The organism is Leclercia sp. GHBNCSD (genome assembly GCF_055805075.1).
In genome coordinates this window covers 2,315,352-2,333,941 of record NZ_JBQVYO010000001.1, presented here as the reverse complement: position 1 = coordinate 2,333,941, position 18,590 = coordinate 2,315,352, and the positions used below count along the sequence as shown (strand labels likewise).

Annotated in this window: 16 protein-coding genes; 4 read left to right on the top strand and 12 right to left on the bottom strand. The window is 57.0% G+C overall.

Going from position 1 to position 18,590, the window contains the following annotated elements; genetic code table 11:
* Positions 1 to 16 precede the first annotated feature (16 nt).
* The 3 genes from glgX to asd form a co-directional block, all read right to left on the bottom strand.
* Positions 17 to 1,990, bottom strand: a complete 1,974-nt coding sequence (gene glgX / locus ACT3IC_RS11250) for a glycogen debranching protein GlgX (protein ID WP_159340213.1) — start codon at positions 1,988 to 1,990, stop codon at positions 17 to 19.
* Positions 1,987 to 4,173, bottom strand: coding sequence for a 1,4-alpha-glucan branching enzyme (gene glgB, locus ACT3IC_RS11245; protein WP_103177336.1), 2,187 nt, complete (start codon positions 4,171 to 4,173; stop codon positions 1,987 to 1,989). The genes glgX and glgB overlap by 4 nt, the downstream gene beginning before the upstream one ends.
* A 250-nt stretch (positions 4,174 to 4,423) precedes the next feature.
* Positions 4,424 to 5,527, bottom strand: coding sequence for an aspartate-semialdehyde dehydrogenase (gene asd / locus ACT3IC_RS11240; protein ID WP_103177337.1), 1,104 nt, complete (start codon positions 5,525 to 5,527; stop codon positions 4,424 to 4,426).
* A 177-nt stretch (positions 5,528 to 5,704) separates the two neighbouring features.
* Between asd and yhgN the strand changes: the two genes are divergently transcribed.
* Positions 5,705 to 6,298: an NAAT family transporter YhgN gene (gene yhgN, locus ACT3IC_RS11235; RefSeq protein WP_103177338.1), complete on the top strand. Its 594-nt coding sequence runs from the start codon at positions 5,705 to 5,707 to the stop codon at positions 6,296 to 6,298.
* 463 nt (positions 6,299 to 6,761) lie between these two features.
* Here the strand turns inward: yhgN and ACT3IC_RS11230 are convergent, their stop codons facing one another.
* The 6 genes from ACT3IC_RS11230 to ACT3IC_RS11205 all read right to left on the bottom strand — a co-directional run bounded on the left by ACT3IC_RS11230 (position 6,762) and on the right by ACT3IC_RS11205 (position 12,875).
* Entirely contained in the window at positions 6,762 to 7,208 is a 447-nt protein-coding gene (locus ACT3IC_RS11230; protein ID WP_103177339.1) for a hypothetical protein, read from the bottom strand.
* 726 nt (positions 7,209 to 7,934) lie between these two features.
* Positions 7,935 to 9,275 carry a gluconate transporter gene (gntU, locus tag ACT3IC_RS11225; RefSeq protein ID WP_103177340.1) on the bottom strand — a complete coding sequence of 447 codons (1,341 nt, stop codon included), beginning with the start codon at positions 9,273 to 9,275 and terminating at the stop codon, positions 7,935 to 7,937.
* A 3-nt stretch (positions 9,276 to 9,278) separates the two neighbouring features.
* A complete protein-coding gene (gene gntK / locus ACT3IC_RS11220) occupies positions 9,279 to 9,806 on the bottom strand; it encodes a gluconokinase (RefSeq protein ID WP_103177341.1) in 528 nt (175 codons plus the stop codon).
* Positions 9,807 to 9,932: 126 nt separating this feature from the next.
* A complete protein-coding gene (gene gntR, locus ACT3IC_RS11215; protein WP_103177342.1) occupies positions 9,933 to 10,928 on the bottom strand; it encodes a gluconate operon transcriptional repressor GntR in 996 nt (331 codons plus the stop codon).
* A gap of 90 nt (positions 10,929 to 11,018) precedes the next feature.
* A complete protein-coding gene (locus tag ACT3IC_RS11210; RefSeq protein WP_103177343.1) occupies positions 11,019 to 11,714 on the bottom strand; it encodes a pirin family protein in 696 nt (231 codons plus the stop codon).
* A gap of 123 nt (positions 11,715 to 11,837) precedes the next feature.
* Positions 11,838 to 12,875 (bottom strand): oxidoreductase, encoded by a 1,038-nt coding sequence (locus ACT3IC_RS11205; protein ID WP_159340211.1) that lies wholly within the window; start codon positions 12,873 to 12,875, stop codon positions 11,838 to 11,840.
* 225 nt (positions 12,876 to 13,100) lie between these two features.
* Here ACT3IC_RS11205 and ACT3IC_RS11200 point away from each other — a divergent pair, with 225 nt between their 5' ends.
* On the top strand, positions 13,101 to 13,748 hold the full coding sequence (locus ACT3IC_RS11200; RefSeq protein WP_473477456.1) for a bactofilin family protein: 648 nt from the start codon (positions 13,101 to 13,103) through the stop codon (positions 13,746 to 13,748).
* Between the two features lie 217 nt (positions 13,749 to 13,965).
* Positions 13,966 to 14,454 carry an N-acetyltransferase gene (gene yhhY / locus ACT3IC_RS11195; RefSeq protein ID WP_156655315.1) on the top strand — a complete coding sequence of 163 codons (489 nt, stop codon included), beginning with the start codon at positions 13,966 to 13,968 and terminating at the stop codon, positions 14,452 to 14,454.
* A gap of 82 nt (positions 14,455 to 14,536) precedes the next feature.
* Here the strand turns inward: yhhY and ggt are convergent, their stop codons facing one another.
* Entirely contained in the window at positions 14,537 to 16,282 is a 1,746-nt protein-coding gene (gene ggt / locus ACT3IC_RS11190) for a gamma-glutamyltransferase (RefSeq protein WP_197431827.1), read from the bottom strand.
* Between the two features lie 122 nt (positions 16,283 to 16,404).
* Between ggt and ACT3IC_RS11185 the strand changes: the two genes are divergently transcribed.
* Positions 16,405 to 16,785, top strand: coding sequence for a DUF2756 family protein (locus ACT3IC_RS11185; RefSeq protein ID WP_156655316.1), 381 nt, complete (start codon positions 16,405 to 16,407; stop codon positions 16,783 to 16,785).
* Here the strand turns inward: ACT3IC_RS11185 and ugpQ are convergent.
* Both ugpQ and ACT3IC_RS11175 read right to left on the bottom strand, forming a co-directional pair.
* Positions 16,782 to 17,522: a glycerophosphodiester phosphodiesterase gene (ugpQ, locus tag ACT3IC_RS11180; protein WP_156655317.1), complete on the bottom strand. Its 741-nt coding sequence runs from the start codon at positions 17,520 to 17,522 to the stop codon at positions 16,782 to 16,784. The two genes, ACT3IC_RS11185 and ugpQ, sit on opposite strands and share 4 nt — an antisense overlap.
* The gene (locus tag ACT3IC_RS11175) at positions 17,519 to 18,589 is read right to left on the bottom strand and encodes a sn-glycerol-3-phosphate import ATP-binding protein UgpC (protein ID WP_103177348.1); all 1,071 of its coding nucleotides are present in this window, start codon (positions 18,587 to 18,589) and stop codon (positions 17,519 to 17,521) included. The genes ugpQ and ACT3IC_RS11175 overlap by 4 nt, the downstream gene beginning before the upstream one ends.
* Position 18,590: the final 1 nt, after the last annotated feature.

Here is an 18,590-nt window from a genome sequence, read left to right as displayed (position 1 = left end):
TCAACTCCTTTTATTATCATCTCTGGAATACACATACACCGTGCGCAGGCCCATGCCAGACAGTCATAACGACCGGATTATCCTCTCCGGCAAATGGGGGGATAGCCCGCCACTCCCCTTCAGGTAAAATAATTTCTGCGACCTCATCTGTGGCATTGAGGGTGATGAGCCAGCAATCCGAAAGCAGGATTTGCAGGCGCGGCACACCGTTCTGCCACTCGTGCGCACCTAACGGTTGCGCCATTTTATTTAACCAGCGAACGTTGCCGTCGCCCTCTTCCCACCACCGATCCTCGGTGAGCGCCGGGAGCTGCTTACGCAGATGGACCAACGCGGCAGTAAAGGCGACGAGTCCCTCGTTTGCCTGCTGCCAGTCAAGCCAGGTTAACGCGTTATCCTGGCAATAAGCATTGTTGTTGCCGTGCTGACTGTGGCCATGTTCATCGCCCGCCAGCAGCATCGGCGTACCCTGTGACAGTAAAAGCGTCGTCAGCAGCGCATGCACGCTGGCGCGGCGCCGCTCGATCACATCCAGATTGCCACTTAACCCTTCAACGCCATGGTTAAAACTGTGGTTACTGGAGGTGCCGTCACGGTTCTCTTCACCGTTTGCTTCATTGTGTTTCTGATTGAAACAAACGCAGTCGCGCAAGGTGAAACCGTCGTGCGCCGTCAACAGGTTGATCGACGCGGAAGGCAAGCGCCCGTTGCGTTTAAACAGATCGCTGGAAGCGGCGAAACGTCCGGCAAATGTTCCCAAAGAGAGATCGCGCGCCAACCAGAAGCGGCGCGCCGCATCACGATAGTGATCGTTCCACTCCGCAAACGGCGGCGGGAAATTTCCCACCTGGTAGCCGCCCGGGCCGATATCCCAGGGTTCTGCAATCAGCTTCACACCTGAGAGCAGCGGGCAGTTTTTTATCGCCTCAAACAGCGGCGACTGCTGGCTGAATTCCGGCGTGCGTCCCATCACCGACGCAAGATCAAAACGAAAACCGTCGACATGGAAGGTTTCAACCCAGTACTTCAGGCAGGCATACGCATAGTCTGTCACTGCCGGATGGCTGAGATTGAGAGTGTTACCGCAACCGGTCCAGTTGTGATAATCACCATCCTCTCTTAACCAATAATAGCTAGGGTTATCAATTCCGCGCAGGGAGAACGTCGGCCCCTCAAGATCCAGCTCGGCGCTGTGATTGAGGACGATATCCAGAATGACCTCGATACCCGCTTCGTGCAGCGCCTTCACCGCGTCACGAAACTCATCTCTTGCCCGGTCGGGATGCGAGGCATAGCGCGGTTCAAGGGCGAACATCGCCATTGGGTTATAGCCCCAGTAGTTACTGAGACCGAGGCGTTGCAGGCGCGGCTCGCTGGCGAAATGGGCCACCGGCAATAATTCCAGCGCAGTGATGCCGAGGTGCTTAAAATAAGCAATCATCACCGGGTGGCTGAGCGCTTTGTAGGTGCCGCGGATATCTTCGGGGAGGTCAGGGTGCAGCCAGGTCAGCCCTTTGACATGGGCTTCATAGATAACCGTTTTGCCCCACGGTATGTTGGGCGGGGCGTCCTCTTCCCAGTCGTAGTGATCGCTGACCACGACGCTTTTTGGCGCAACGGCCGCGCTGTCACGGTGATCCGGGGTATCTTTGCCGCTGTGCAGCAGGGGATCATCATTCAGCGTGCCTTCGACCTGATACGCGCGCGGATCAAGCAGCAGTTTTGCCGGGTTAAAGCGCAGCCCCTTTGCTGGATCCCACGGGCCATAAACCCGAAAGCCATAGCGCATGCCGGGGCGGGCATGTTCCAGATAGCCATGCCAGATATCGCCGCTGCGCGCCACCATATCGTACCGATGTTCAATGCCTTTGCCGTCAAACACGCAGAGTTCAACCCGATCAGCGTGGGCGGAAAAGAGAGTGAAATTCACTCCTTTTCCGTCATAGCATGCGCCGAGCGGAGCGGGTTTACCTGCGGCGAGTTGCGTCATTCCCCCTCCCGGACCAGCCAGATAGTGGCTAGCGGCGGCAACGTAATGCTCAGAGATTGTGGACGACCGTGGCTCTCCTGCTCATCGCTCTGTACCAGCCCCCCGTTACCCGCGTTGCTGCCGTGATAGTGCATGGAGTCGGTATTCAGCACTTCACGCCATTTGCCTGGCTGATTGATGCCGAAACGGTAGTGATGGCGCGTCACCGGGGTGAAGTTACTGGCGACGATAATTTCGTTACCCGCCTTGTCGCGACGGACAAAGATCAGCACCGAGCGCTCGTGGTCATCTACCACCAGCCACTCAAAGCCGTAATCATCAAAGTCGAGTTCGTGCAGGGCTTTGTGGTGACGGTAGGTATGGTTGAGGTCGCGCACCAGGCGCTGAACGCCGTGGTGCCAGTTGTCGCCCCCTTCCAGCAGATGCCAGTCGAGGCTCGCATCGTGGTTCCACTCGCGGCCCTGGGCGAACTCGTTGCCCATAAACAGCAGCTTTTTCCCCGGGAAGGCGAACATCCAGCCGTAGTAAGCGCGCAGATTGGCAAATTTCTGCCACGCGTCTCCTGGCATACGGTCGAGAATCGATTTTTTGCCGTGCACCACTTCATCGTGGGAGAGCGGCAGGACAAAGTTCTCGGTGCCGTTATAGAGCATGCCGAAGGTCAGTTTGTCGTGATGATACTGACGATGCACCGGATCCAGCTTCATGTAATCCAGGGTGTCATGCATCCAGCCCAGGTTCCACTTGTACCAGAAGCCCAGCCCGCCCATTGACGGCGGACGGGAGACGCCCGGGAAGTCGGTGGACTCTTCAGCCATCGTGACCGCCCCTGGCGCCTGTTCGCCAAGAATGCGGTTGGTGCTGCGCAGAAACTCAATCGCTTCCAGGTTTTCACGGCCCCCGAACTCGTTCGGGATCCACTCGCCCTCTTTGCGGCTGTAGTCGCGGTAGATCATCGAGGCGACGGCGTCCACGCGCAGGGCATCAATGCCGAAACGCTCGATCCAGTAGAGGGCGTTGCCCACCAGGTAGTTGGTCACTTCCCGACGGCCATAGTTATAGATCAGGGTATTCCAGTCCTGGTGATAGCCTTCCCGCGGGTCGCTGTGCTCATACAGGCTGGTGCCGTCAAATTGCGCGAGGCCAAAATCATCGGACGGGAAGTGGCCCGGCACCCAGTCGAGGATCACGTTCAGCCCGGCGGCGTGCGCGGCGTTGATAAAATAGCGGAAGTCGTCGCGGGTGCCGAAACGGCGGGTCGGGGCATACATCCCGGTTGGCTGGTAGCCCCAGCTGCCGTCAAACGGATGCTCGTTAATGGGCAGCAGTTCCAGATGGGTAAAGCCCATCCACTTCACATAGGGGATCAGCTGGTCGGCCAGCTCCCGGTAGCTGAGCCAGAAGTTGTTGTCGGTATGACGACGCCAGGAGCCAAGATGGACTTCGTAAATAGAGATCGGCATATCGAACTGGTTCGCCCGAATACGCTCTTCGCTCTGGGCGACTTTCTCCGGCAGGCCGCAAATGAGTGACGCCGTTTCCGGGCGCATCTGCGCTTCGAAGGCATACGGATCAGCCTTGATGCGCAGCTTGCCCTGCGCATCGATCAGCTCATATTTGTAGAGCTGGCCGTTCAGGGCTCCGGGGATAAATAGCTCCCAGATGCCGGTTTCACGCCGCAGACGCATCGGATGGCGACGGCCATCCCAGTAGTTGAACTGCCCCACCACGGAGACGCGCTGGGCATTCGGCGCCCAGACGGTAAAACGGGTGCCGGTGACGCCATCCATGGTGTCGGCATGGGCGCCAAGCGTTTCATAAGGACGCAGGTGCGTACCTTCAGACAGTAGCCAGGCATCCATCTCCTGCAACAGTGGACCAAAGCGATAGGGATCGTCGATCAGATTCTGTTGTCCATGCCAGATCACAGCGAGCTGGTAGCGGAAGAAATTTTTACGGCGGGCCATCACGCCAGCGAAAAAGCCGCGTGAATCGAGACATTCGAGTTTCCCGACCTTGCGGCCGGTTTTAGGTTCAATCACCCACACTTCCGTTGCGTCAGGTAACAGTGCCCGGACTTCCAGGCCGGCATCAGTGCGGTGCATGCCAAGTACAGAAAACGGATCCGCAAAGTGACCCGTAATAAGCGCATTAATCACGTCTCTATCAATACGAACGGACATGGTATTCATCCTGTTTTTTTAGTTGCCGCCCCTTTCGCGCGCCGGGTACGACCTTGATGTGACCTGAACGGAACCGCACATTGTGCATCCTCTCTGTTCCGTTCAACCTCCAGGCGGAATATGTGACATCCCGCATAAAGCATAGCCAACGCTTTATATGACTCCTGAAAAATTATGGACCATTTGGCGTTTACTCCATGTAGTACGCAAAAAAAGGGGTGATAAATCACCCCTTAGTATTAAGTATTTATTACGCGAGCTGGCGCAGCATTCTGCGCAGCGGTTCGGCAGCACCCCACAACAGCTGGTCGCCGACGGTAAAGGCGGAGAGGTACTCCGGCCCCATATTTAGTTTACGCAGACGGCCTACCGGGGTAGATAATGTGCCGGTGACGGCCGCAGGGGTCAGTTCGCGCATGGTGATGTCGCGGTCGTTTGGCACCACTTTCGCCCACGCATTGTGTGATGCGAGCAGTTCTTCCACGGTTGGGATAGACACATCTTTTTTCAGTTTAATGGTGAATGCCTGGCTGTGGCAGCGCAGTGCACCGATGCGCACGCACAGGCCATCAACTGGGATCGCGGAAGCGGTACGCAGGATTTTGTTGGTCTCAGCCTGGCCTTTCCACTCTTCGCGGGTCTGGCCATTATCCAACTGTTTGTCGATCCACGGGATCAGGCCACCGGCCAGCGGTACGCCGAAGTTATCCACCGGCAGCTCGCCGCTGCGGGTCAGCTGAGTCACTCTGCGTTCGATATCGAGGATAGCGGACGCCGGGTTTGCCAGCTCATCAGCAACACTGTGGTGCAGTTGGCCCATCTGGGTCAGCAGTTCGCGCATATGGCGCGCGCCGCCGCCGGAGGCCGCCTGGTAGGTCGCCACAGAGACCCACTCCACCAGATCCTGAGCAAACAGGCCACCCAGCGACATCAGCATCAGGCTGACGGTGCAGTTGCCGCCCACGAAGGTCTTCACGCCCTTGTTCAGGCCGTCGGTAATGACATCCTGGTTAACCGGGTCAAGAATAATGATGGCGTCGTCTTTCATGCGCAGCGAAGAGGCCGCGTCAATCCAGTAGCCCTGCCAGCCGCTTTCACGAAGCTTTGGATAAATTTCGTTGGTATAATCGCCGCCCTGGCAGGTGACAATAATATCCAGCGCCTTCAACGCTTCCAGATCGTAAGCATCCTGCAATGTGCCTGTGGTACCCCCAAAGGACGGTGCAGCCTGGCCGAGCTGGGAAGTGGAGAAGAAGACCGGACGGATAGCGTCGAAATCGCGCTCTTCAACCATGCGTTGCATGAGTACAGAGCCGACCATACCGCGCCAGCCGATAAAACCAACGTTTTTCATAGCATTTTTTTCCTGCAGAGGGTGTGTGCTGTTTGTGCAAGCCAGTATTGAACTGGGATATGCTTCACATTACAAAATGCTGCCAAAGTCGCAAGCGAAATTAATCGATGATTGCCCGGCTATCAGAAAAAGAGCTAATCATCGGGGAAACCATACAAGTATCAGGGATAATTTACGATGAGTGAAATCATTTCCGCAGCTGTTTTATTGATCCTAATTATGGATCCACTCGGAAACTTGCCTATTTTCATGTCGGTGTTGAAGCACACCGAGCCGAAGCGCCGTCGGGCCATCATGATCCGCGAGCTGCTCATCGCTCTGCTGGTGATGTTTATCTTCCTGTTTGCCGGCGAGAAAATTCTCGCATTCCTGAACTTACGCGCTGAAACGGTCTCCATTTCCGGCGGGATCATTCTGTTCCTGATTGCCATCAAAATGATTTTCCCGAGCACCGAAGGCAACAGCAGCGGCCTGCCTGCGGGTGAAGAGCCGTTTATTGTGCCGCTGGCGATCCCGCTGGTCGCCGGGCCGACCATCCTGGCGACGCTGATGCTGCTGTCGCATCAGTATCCGAACCAGATGAGCCATCTGGTGATTGCCCTGCTGATTGCCTGGGGCGGAACGTTCATCATTCTGCTGCAGTCGTCGCTGTTTTTGCGCCTGCTGGGGGAGAAAGGGGTAAATGCGCTGGAGCGGCTGATGGGGCTGATTCTGGTGATGATGGCGACGCAGATGTTCCTGGATGGGATTCGGGCGTGGATGAAGGGGTGACGTTGTTTTGGCGTTATGGAGTGAGAACATGCGGCGGGGGTGGTAGTTCCGTTCACTTTACTGCCAGTACTTCTCTGTTACACCCGCGCCGGTGAACGTGCCAGGGTGGCTCAGTCGCCACCACCCTGGCAACCCGGGCTACCGGCAAGAAAATCGCCGCTTCGCGGATTGTTCGCCCCATCTCTGGGGCTCACCCCTTCGGGGCCAGCGCAAGCGCTGTCCAAAATTGCTCCCGGCAATTTTGTCTTCGTCTTTTTCCCTCCGGCTATCGGGTCGGGCACCAGCCTGCATCCATGCAGGCTATGCCCTCTCGGCGCGTCCATGCGCCTCGCCCCGGCCTGCGGGAAACGACTCAGCGATTTTCAGCCGGACCTGGGAGCCGCTGTAGCTTTTTTACTTTCCTGTAATTTGGCCATCGCGTTAAGAAATGTAGGCCGGGTAAGCACAAGCGCCACCCGGCGTTTTACAGCAGCACGACACCTTCATCTGTGCGCAGCCAGCGCGGTGCTTTTAGCGTATCGCTATAAAAACTGACCAGTTCCTGGAGTAAATCTCCTGCCACTCTTTCATCACTTTTTGACAGGGATTGACTGAGAAGTAGCTGTGTTAATAGCTGGCAGTAACGCCCAAGCTGATCTGCTTCCGGCTCAAAGACCGGCACGTCCAGCGGCAAGTCATCCACCGTCAGGCTCGCTTTTAAATGCTCGGGTACAGGTTCAAGCAGGGTTGGCTGAAGCAGAGCAAGACAAGCTGAAAGCCGCCCGCACAGCGCCATCTTTTGCGCCGGATCGTCGCACTCGGCCAGTACATCAACAAAGCGCGCACAGTTATCCGCCAGCGCAGTGAAATCCGTGTTGTGATCGAAGGGTGTGGTGAATAAAGAGTGAGAAAAGCTAAGGGTAGTAGTCATAAGACAGCCTCTGATGAGTTAATTTGACCACCACAGAAGGGACCAACCTTACTGGTGATGGACTGAACGGAGTTGGTCCTACCGGCCTCATCAGCTACCGGCGCACCTTGCGGTGCCACCGTCCAGCCCACCATTGAGGTGTAACGGGCTGCGCGATAAAAACGAGCTTTATCACGGATGAGAATAACAGGGGACCAACCCTGACGCCCGATTTTGCAGGCGTGGCGAGAAGATACCGCTTTGCTGAGGGTGTATCAAGCGAGGCTCTGGAAGGCTGCTCGCATAACCCGAAATTAAATCTCCAGCGGCAAAAGTAGTCAGATAAGCACAACACCCGCAGCGGCTCCCTGTTCCGGCTGAAAATCGCCGAAGCGTTGACGGGAGGCCGGGGCGAGGCGCAGGGATGCGCCGAGAGGGGGCGACCTACAGGGATGTAGGATCGCCCCCGACCCGATAGCCGGAAGGAATAAGCTGAGGGCACCGCGAAGCGGCGATTTTCCTGGCCGGGAGCCGGGGTGGTCAGGGGGGCGGCGGCGAGCCCCCCTGACACGTTCACGGGTTCTGGCGCCCCAGAGAAGCTTTGAACGTAAAGTGAACGGAACCACCGCCATTGCCACATGTTCACCGCCGGGTGGCGGCTATGCCTTACCCGGCCTACGTTTCCTGCACGCACAAAAAAGCCGGGTGGCGGCTACGCCTTACCCGGCCTACGGTTTACGGTAGCCGCTAGCTCAACAACGTAAACGCAATCATCCCGACAATCGCCCCGGTCGTCCCGAGGATAGTTTCCATCATCGTCCAGGTCTTCAGCGTCTGCGCTTCCGTCGCCCCGGTAAATTTACCGAACAACCAGAATCCCGCGTCGTTCACATGAGAGACCACAATAGATCCCCCCGCGATACAGATAGAGAGCGCCGCCATCTGCGCGCCGGAGTAGTTCAGCTGTTCAATCACCGGCATCACCAGCCCGACGGCGGTCAAACAGGCCACGGTAGCGGAGCCCTGAATGATACGCACCGCCGCAGCCAGCACGAAGCAGGTCACCGCAATCGGCAGACCCATACCGGTAAGCGCCCCACCTAACGCCGGGCCAACGCCGGAATCCACCAGCACCTGCTTGAACACCCCACCCGCACCGATCACCAGCAGAATAATACCCGCCGGCTGCAGCGCTGCACCGCAGATCTCCATCACGCGGTCTTTTGCCATGCCCTGGCGCATTGCCAGACCATAAATCGCCACCAGACAGGCCACCAGGATCGCCGTGAACGGGTGACCGATAAACTCAAACCATTCGTAGGCGGTAGAGCCTTCCGGCACAAAGCGCGCGGCGATGGTTTTGAGCCCGACCAGCACCAGCGGCAGCAGGATCAGGGCAAGGCTAAAGCCGAAGGAGGGCATTTTGTTTTCGCCCAGATGCGGCTCGGTGATCTCGTCAGGAATGTGCAACTCAACGTAACGGCTGATAAAGTTACCCCACAGCGGACCGGCAATGAGCATGCCCGGGATTGCCGCGCACAGGCCGATGAGGATCATCCAGCCAAAATCAGCGTGCATCTGCGAGGCCAGCAGCATCGGCGCGGGGCCAGGCAGCAGGAACGCGGCGGCGGCGGCGACACCGGCAAACAGCGGAATAACAAGCTTCACAAGGTTGGTGCCGGTGTGGCGCGCCATCGAAAACGCCACGCTAATCAGCAGCACTACCGCCACTTCAAAAAACAGCGGCAGGGCGCAAATCAGACCGGCCAGACCGATGGCGTAATGCGCCCGGCTGTGACCGAAAGATTTCAGCATCTTGACGGCGATCTGATCGACCGCGCCGGTTTCATGCAGGATTTTGCCAAACATCGCGCCAAGCGCGACCACAATCGCCAGGAAGCCCAGCGTGCCTCCCATCCCTTTTTCCATGGTCGCAGCGATTTTGTCGAGCGGCATGCCGGAAAAGAGACCTGCACCAATAGAGACCACCATCAAAGCCACGAAGGCGTGCATACGGGCCTTCATGACCAAAAACAGCAGTAGCAGCACGGAGCCTACTGCTGTTAAAACAAGCGTTAACGTACTCAAAACTTACTGCCTTTTGTTGATGACCTCAATGGTGCTTGCCACAACACCGTCTAACGGTTGATCGATATCGACCACCAGCACATCGCTTTCATCTGCGCCCGGCTCTTGCAGGGTTTCAAACTGCGTCACCAGCATCTGGGTCTTAAAGAAGTGCCCTTTGCGCGCTTTCAGACGGCTTTCGATCACCTCAAAGTCGCCCTTCAGGTAGATGAAAGAGAGGTTGGCGTTACCTTCGCGAAGCTGGTCGCGGTAGGCTTTTTTCAACGCAGAGCAGACGATCAGCGAGACTTTGTTGGTGCGCTGCATGGCAAACGCCGCATCGTTCAGGGCCTGCAGCCATGGTTTACGATCGTCGTCGTTCAGCGGCTCACCTGAGGCCATTTTGTTGATGTTGCTGCGCGGATGGAGAAAATCACCATCAAGAAACGCAGCATGGATTTGATGTGCCACTTCGCTGGCAACGGCGGACTTACCGCTACCGGAAACGCCCATCAGGACATAAACGTGGTGATCTGGATTTGTGGTGCTCAAAGTATGTCCCTCAGTCGATTGTTACGGGTAACAGTTATCGGTAACATTGTCCTGCCGGGGCTGAAGAGAAGCAATATCCAAACGTGCGCGAAGTGAATAAGTGTGAGCTAGTTCAAACTTGTCACGCTAAATAGATCCGCCTGGTGACAGGGTGAAACCTAAATCTAACATTTTAGGCGACACCGCTTCACCACGAATGCGCGCCAGCAGGCGTTCCGCACCGATACGGCCCATGCGTTCACGCGGCGTCAGGACGCTCGCCAGACGCGGCTCCATGACCTGGCCGATGTCGTGACCGTGGAAACCGGCAATCGCCATATCCTGCGGGATTTTCAGGCCCAGACGCTGGCATTCAAAAGCGGCGCCCACCGCGAGGTCATCGTTAGTACAGAAGATGCCATCAAGCTGCGGATATTCACGACGCGCCTGACGCATCAGCTCAATGCCGGAGGTGTAGGAAGAGGACTGCTCTACCATCACACTGTAGGGCGTTAAGTTCGCGTCGAGCATCGCCTGCTCGTACCCCTTCTGTTTGATGATAGTACGTTCGTCCAGACGTGCGCCAAGATAGGCGACATGGCGATGGCCGCGGGCGATGATCGCCGCCGTCATCTGCCGGGCCGCTTCAAAGTTATCGAACCCGACCGCGATATCCAGGCACGGCGACTGGCTGTCCATCAGCTCCACCACCGGAATACCCGCCACTTCGATCATCTTCAGCGTGCGTGGGGTGTGGGTGCGTTCGGTCAGGATCAGGCCGTCAATGTTCCAGGAAAGCATAGATTCGAGACGCTCCTCTTCCAGCTCCGGCTTGTAGCCGTAGTGGGCGAGCATGGTCTGATAGCCAAAGGCGTCGGTGACGCTTTCGATGCCGCGAAGCACCTCGGCGAAAACCTGGTTGGTTAAGGAGGGAAGCAGGACGCCCACCGCACGGCTGGTCGCATTCGAGAGAATGTCGGGTGCACGGTTGGGGATATAACCCAGTTCATCGAGAGCAGCAGCAATCTTGCCACGTAAGGCCACGGAAACCTGTTCCGGGTTACGTAAAAAACGGCTGACCGTCATTTTGGTCACACCGACGCGATCGGCGACATCCTGAAGTACGGGGCGTTTCTTTTTCATCGTCCTGAGAAATCATGAGTGAGAGATTTTCTCAGTTTATCACGGACAAAGCGCAACCTTCCCCGTTTAAAGGGAAGGTTGCGTAATTATTTAGACCGGCGGCAGGTCGAACAGCAGGATTTCAGCGGCGCTGTCAGCATGGACAGAGATCGCCTGCTCATCCCAGATGGCCAGACCGTCGCTGGTGGTCGCTTTAGTGCCGTTGATGGTCACGTCGCCTTTCACCACCTGGATCCACACTTTACGGTTGGCGGCAATCTGGTGCACAGACTGCTCATCTTTCGCCAGCGCCCAGCGGTACAGCTCCATATCCTGATGCACTTTCAGCGAACCTTCACGCGCATCCGGTGACAGGACCAGCTGTTTACCCTGCTGCGCGTCAAAGCGGCGTTGCTCGTAGCGCGGGGTGATGCCTTTCGCTTCTGGAATGATCCAGATTTGATAGAGGTGCAGTTTTTCCGTTTTGCTCGGGTTGTATTCAGAGTGACGCACTCCGGTACCCGCACTCATAATCTGGAACTCACCCGCTGGCACCTGCTCTTTATTACCCATGCTGTCCTGGTGCTCCACCGCCCCTTCCAGCACGTAAGTCAGGATTTCCATATCTTTGTGCGGGTGGGTACCGAAGCCCTGGCCTGCGTCAATCACGTCATCGTTAATCACGCGCAGTGCCGAGAAGCCCATAAAATTCGGGTCGTAATAATCGGCGAACGAGAAGCTGTGCCATGAGTCCAGCCAGCCATGATTTGCGTGTCCACGGTCGTTTGCTTTGCGTAAGAAGATCATTGTTTTTACCCTCAGTTCGTTTCGATGGAGTAAGTGTGGACGCAATCGACCTGGGATCATAGAGGGTGAAAATTGACTCCTCTGTTCAAAATATCTGAACAAGAACAGAGGAGTCATTCAGGCTTATCGGGCAAGGGTTATCGTGGCAGGTGATGCCTGTTCGAAGGCGCGTTCAAGGATTTCCAGGTTGGTCATCACTTCAATTTCCTTGACGTAATTTGGCGCGCCGCAGGTGAGGGTCTGGTACAGCGCATCGTAGACCTGGCCATAGTCGCCGGTGCCCGGTTTGATCTCCTCTTTCACCGTCACACCCGCGTCGTTAACGTACTCCAGCACGCCCACGGAATCGTCCGCCGCAAACCCTGGTTCACCCGGCATGATATTAGCCTTCAGGCTGGTCTCCTGCTGGTCGATACCGTATTTGATAAACGAGCCTTTGGTGCCGTGAACGATAAATTTCGGGTAATCAGTCTTTACCAGATGGCTGGTTTTGACAATCGCTTTCAGGTCGCCGTAGAAGAGCTGTGCTTCAAAGGTATCGTCCGGGTTGGCTTTATTACGCAGGCTGCGGATGTCATAGGCCACGTGATCCGGGCGGCCAAACAGGCTGATTATCTGGTCCATGGTATGGACGCCAAGGCCATAGAAAGAGCCATCCTGCGGCAGGCCGGGTTTGGTCTCCGCCACCGGGCGGTAGTAATCGAAGTGGCTTTCGATTTCGACAATCTCGCCCAGCTTGCCGCTCTCAATCGCCTGCTTCGCGGTAAGGAAGCAGGTGTCAAAGCGACGGTTCTGATAGGGCGTGACGGTCAGCCCTTTGCTGCGCGCCAGCTCGAACAGCGTTTTCGCCTCGGCCATCGTCGGGGTAAATGGCTTCTCCACCAGCACGTTTTTACCCGCTTCCAGCGCGCGTTTCGCATACTCAAAATGGCTGTCGGCATGGGTACAGACGATCACCAGCTTCACCTCGGGATCGTTCAATACCTCGTCGAGATCGCTGGTGAAGTGAATATGGGAGTACTGCGGAGACTGCTCTTCCGGTTTCGGGTGGCGGCGGAAGATATGCGCCACATGCCAGCTGGCTTTACGGGTAAGTACATAGGGAAGGTGATAGCGGGTGGTGCTTTTGCCAAATCCAATAAATGCGCAGTGTAGTGTCATGATGTTGTTCCTGGCTAAGGTCTCTGCCTTCAACCATAGCGCAACCTGCTGGCGAATTTAACCCCATCAATCTTTTAGGCTTATTCCGGGGGGAAAACCGCGCGGTGAATATATTGCTATATCGAATCCGAAAATAAGGGGCATAACCTTGACCCTGCTGCTGAATCCCAGGATAAGAAGGCAGTCAAATTAACATGCTCGCGAAAGGAGTCGCGCTCATTTTCTATGGACAGAAAATACCTCGCGTTAAATAGCGCACTTCTCTTCTGGCTGCTCGCCCTGGTCGCCTGGGGCTTCAACGCCCGCTCCCTGACGTGGCTGTTCGCGGCATTAACCCTAAAGGCTTTTAGTCTCCCTCTCCTATCTAATCAGGTTAACCTCATGTTTAAAAAACAAAAAAAGATCGAAACTGACAAGCAAGAAATCCTCCCTCAGGCACCGGTCATTGAAAAAGAACCTACTGCGGTGGAGAAGTACGGCACCACCGTCATAGCCAGCGATGTGCAATTTGAAGGCAATATCGTTTCCGGCGGGCACGTCTATGTTCACGGCACACTGAACGGCAATATCGACTCTAAAGAGAGCCTGATAAAAATTATGCGTGGCGGCCAGGTGGAGGGAAACATCACCTGCCGGGAGCTAATCGTGGACGGTAAGGTCATCGGTCAGTGCAGCAGCGATACTATTGAAATCTGCGAAAATGGTCAGATTACCGGCACCCTGCTCTACCGGACCCTGGCGATCAAAAAAGGCGGCGTCTTTTCCGGGCAGGCGGAGGTCTTACCGACTGTGACGGAGAAGAACAACGTGGTGGGTATGATAAAAGAGAACCTGTCTGATATGCCGGATCGCCTGCATTCACAAAAGCTTTAAACAAAAAAAAGCCAGCGAGACGCTGGCTAAAATAATACTGGAAGCAATGTGAGCAATGTCGTGCTTTCAGGTTTCCGTCGTGGACTCCCTGAACGCAAGACAATAATAATCATTCTCATTCGCACTTGTCCAATACTTTTTTGCAAAAAATGGCGGTTGACGCACATTTCAAACTCATGGATGTTGGAAAGGAACCTAACTGACTGAGGAAGAAGGAATGAGTGAGATAGTGATACGCCACGTTGAAGCCGCCGATGCCGAAGCTTTACGCCTGCTTAATACCCATCCGGGGGTGTATCACCAGACACTACAGCTTCCTCATCCATCGATGGAGATGTGGCAGGAACGGGTAATGAAAAAGTCGGGCAGACGCCATCTGGTGGCCTGCCTGGACGATAAGGTTGTCGGTCATCTGGCGCTGGACGTGATGGAAAACCCCCGACGCAGCCACGTGGCGACCTTTGGCATCAGTGTCTCTGCCGAGGTGCAGGGGCGCGGGGCGGGCAGCGCATTGATGCGGGAGATGATCAACCTGTGCGATAACTGGCTGCGCATCGAGCGCATTGAATTGACGGTGTTTGCCGACAACGCGCCTGCCATTGCCTTGTACCGCAAGTATGGATTTGAGGTGGAAGGCACCGGGAAGAGATTCGCCCTGCGTGACGGCGAATTTGTGGATGCGCTCTATATGGCGCGGGTTAAGTGAGTATTGCCCGGTGACGCGTAGCGATCCGGGCCTACGAAACCTTGTAGGCCGGGTAAGGCGGAGCCGCCACCCGGCAAACCGTTTAATACCCCGCCGTCAAATCCCCTGGCGAGCGCGGATCCGATGCCCCATACAGCGCGCCATCGGGCCCGACCATAATGCTTTGGGTGCTGCCCATCGCCTCTTTCACCGCCACTTTTTGTCCGCGCTGCTCCAGCAGCTTCAGCGTATCCGGGCTAAAGCCCTTCTCCACCCGCAATTCATCCGGCAGCCACTGGTGATGGAAGCGCGGGGCGTTGGTCGCCTCGGCCACGTTCATCCCGAAATCGATGCTGTTTACCACCATCTGCAGTACGGTGGTGATAATCCGGCTGCCGCCCGGGCTGCCGGTCACCAGCCAGGTTTTGCCATCTTTCACCACAATCGTCGGCGACATTGACGACAGCGGACGCTTCTTCGGCCCCACGGCGTTGGCATCCCCGCCCACCAGCCCGTAGACGTTCGGCACGCCCGGCTTGGCAGAGAAGTCATCCATCTCGTTGTTGAGCAGAATGCCGCTGTTGCCCGCCACGATCCCGGTCCCAAAGGTGGTATTGAGGGTATAGGTCACCGCCACCGCGTTACCATCTTTATCCACCACCGAGAAGTGGGTGGTCTGGTTGCTCTCATACGGCGCCAGCTTGCCGGGGCGGATCTCGCTCGACGGTCTGGCCTTGTTGATATCAATCTGATCGGCCAGGGTTTTGGCGTAGGCTTTATTGGTCAACGCCTGCCACGGCACCTTAACGAAGTCCGGGTCGCCCAGATACTCCGAGCGGTCGGCATAGGCATATTTCTCCGCCTCGGCCATCACCTGCAATGTGTCGGCACTGCCGAAGCCAAACTTATGCAGATCGAAATTTTCGAGGATGTTGAGGATCTGCACGATGTGGATCCCGCCGGACGACGGAGGCGGCATGGAATAAACCTGGTACCCGCGGTAGTCGCCGCTAATCGGCGTGCGCTCCACCGCCTTGTACTCCGCCAGATCCGCTTTGGTGATCAGCCCGCCGTTCTTACTCATCTCTTCGGCAATCTGGTCGGCAATCGCCCCTTTATAGAAGGCGTCCGGGCCGTTCTCCGCGATCATCTCCAGGCTTTTGGCGAGGTTCTTCTGCACCAGCTTATCGCCCTTCTTCAGCGGCTCGCCCTCCTTCCAGAAGATCGCTTTGCTGTTCTCATGGTTGGGGATCACTTCGCTGCCGTAGGTTTTCAGGTCGTCGGCCAGCGCGTCGTTGACCTCAAAGCCGTCCCGCGCCAGTTTGATGGCGGGCTGCACCACCTTGTTCAGCGGCAGGGTGCCATATTTATCCAGCGCCAGCGAGAAGCCCGCTACGGTGCCCGGCGTACCGGTCGCCAGATGGGAGGTAAGCGATTTTTTACTGTCGGCATTGCCCTGGTCATCGAGGAACATGTCCCGCGTGGCCTGGTTCGGCGCCATTTCGCGGAAGTCGATCGCCGTGGTGGTGCCATCTTTGGTACGCAGCATCATAAAGCCGCCACCGCCGAGGTTGCCCGCCTGCGGGTGGGTCACCGCCAGCGCATAGCCCACCGCCACCGCCGCATCCACCGCATTACCGCCCTGTTTGAGGATATCCACCCCCACCTGAGTAGCGAGGGCGTCTACTGAGGAGACCATCCCCTTCTGCGCCCGCACGGGATGGAACACATCCTCTTCCACACCATAGGAGACCGGCGGTGCCGCCGGCGGATTCGCTGCCACGCAAAACGTACCGCCTGCCGTCAGGGCAGCAATCGCCACCCAGCGTAAAAACGTTGGTTTCATCATTGTTATTCTCCAGGTACAGGGACTCATGCTCCCGCTTAAGCCTGGTTCATAACTCTTAAAAAATCATCGTAATGGCGGATTCGAGATAAACTTACAGAAGGCTTCAGATGGAGGGAATGACCATGAAACGTCTCATTCTTGTGGCGACATTACTGCCGTTTGCCGTATTCGCGCAGCCTATCAACACCCTGAATAACCCCAATCAGCCGGGCTATCAGAACCCCAGCCAGCAGCGAATGCAAAATCAGATGATGATGCAGCAGCAACAGCAAACAGGGATGCTAAACCAGCAGCTGCAAACGCAAACCCGCGTTCAGCAGCAGCACCTGCAAACGCAGATGGATAACAACACCCAGCGGATTCAGCAGAGCCAGCCGGGGGGGCAGGTACTGCCTAATACCAGCGGCGGGATGCTCAGCGGCGGCAGTGTCGACTCTGGCGGCGTGCAGCAGCAACATATGCTGCCGCAGCGGCAGAATGGCGACATGCTCAATAACCCTTAGGGCTGAAAGTCCGGGCCGATAAGGGCAATCGCATCGGTACAGATACAATCGACGCCCCAGCGCAGCAGTTCCGCTGCTCGCTGGGGCTGATTGACGGTGTAAACCAGGATACGTAATCCGGCGTTTTTCAGTGTGCTTACCCGCGCTTCATCCAGCAGGCGATGGTTCAGGTGAATGGATACGCACGCCAGTCGAGTGGTCAGCTCGCGCCAGTCATCACGCCAGGCATCCAGCAGTAACCCACGCGGCAATTCAGGCGCAGCAGCCTGCGCGGCTTCCAGCGCGTCAATCTCAAACGACGACAGCAGCGGTGGAGTCATTCCTGCCCATAGCTCACGCGCCGCCAGCGCAATCACCTTGCCGGTTAACGGCCCCGTACCGGTGGTCGGTTTAATTTCGATGTTGGCCATCATCCCGTGTTGACGACAGCGGTCGGCCACCTCAGTCAGCAGCGGCAGCGGCTCGCCTTTAAACTCGCCGCTAAACCAGCTTCCGGCGTCCACCTTCAGCAGATCGCGCCACGGCAGGTGACCCGCCACGCCCCAGCCGTTGCTGGTGCGCTCAAGATTGTCGTCATGCAGGAGGAAAATCTCCCCGTCTTTCGACAGCTTGGCATCGAACTCAATCATGGTATGACCGTAACGCGCGCCAACGTCGATGGCCGCCAGGGTATTTTCCGGTGCCAGTTTACCGCCGCCCCGGTGGGCGACGATGCGGGGATAAGGCCAGTTACTCATATGCGTTGTCCTGTTTCACCATCAAATAAGTGCAGATGATTTTCCGGCAGATGCAGCCATAGCGTGCTGCCCGCTTTCGGGCGCTCCTCGTGCGACATACGCACCACCAGCTTCTGTTCGCCCCAGCGTCCGTGCGCCAGGTTATCGGCCCCCAGCATCTCCAGGGTGTCCATCACCAGCGGTACGCCGCCTTCCGCCTGCGAGCTTAGCGCAATATGTTCCGGGCGGATACCCAGGGTCATCTTACGCCCGGCGTAGCCGCGATAGTACCAGTTGATCGGCAGCGCCATGCCGCTCTCCAGTTCGAAATGGGTGCCCGCAGTGCTGATGCGCCCTTCCAGCAGGTTCATCGCCGGGCTGCCGATAAAGCTCGCCACAAAGCGGCTGGCGGGCTTTTCATACACCTCCACCGGGGTGCCAATCTGCTCGGCCACCCCTTTGTTCATCACCATCACCCGCTGGGCGAGGGTCATCGCCTCCACCTGATCGTGGGTAACGTACAGAGAGGTGGTGTTCAGTCGTCGGTGCAGCTGCTGTAACTCAAGGCGCATCTGCACGCGCAGCTTGGCATCGAGGTTGGAGAGCGGTTCATCGAACAGGAATACCGCCGGGTCACGCACGATAGCGCGGCCCATCGCCACGCGCTGGCGCTGGCCGCCGGAGAGCTCGCGCGGGCGGCGCTTCAGCAGGCCATCCAGCTCCAGAATGCGCGCCGCCTCTTTGACGCGCTCGTCGATGTGGCTTTTACCCATCCCACGAATTTTCAGCCCCCAGGCCATGTTCTCTTCCACGCTCATGTGCGGATAGAGGGCATAGTTCTGAAACACCATCGCGATGCCGCGATCTTTGGGTTCCATCTCGGTCACGCGCTGGCGGTCAATCCAGATATCGCCCGAGGTGACGCGCTCGAGCCCCGCCACCATGCGCAGCAGGGTGGATTTGCCGCAGCCCGACGGGCCAACCATCACAATAAATTCGCCGTCCGCCACGTCGAGGGTCAGCGGCTGAATCACCTGGGTCTTGCCATCCCAGCTTTTGGTTACTGCCTGTAATTTAAGTCCTGCCATC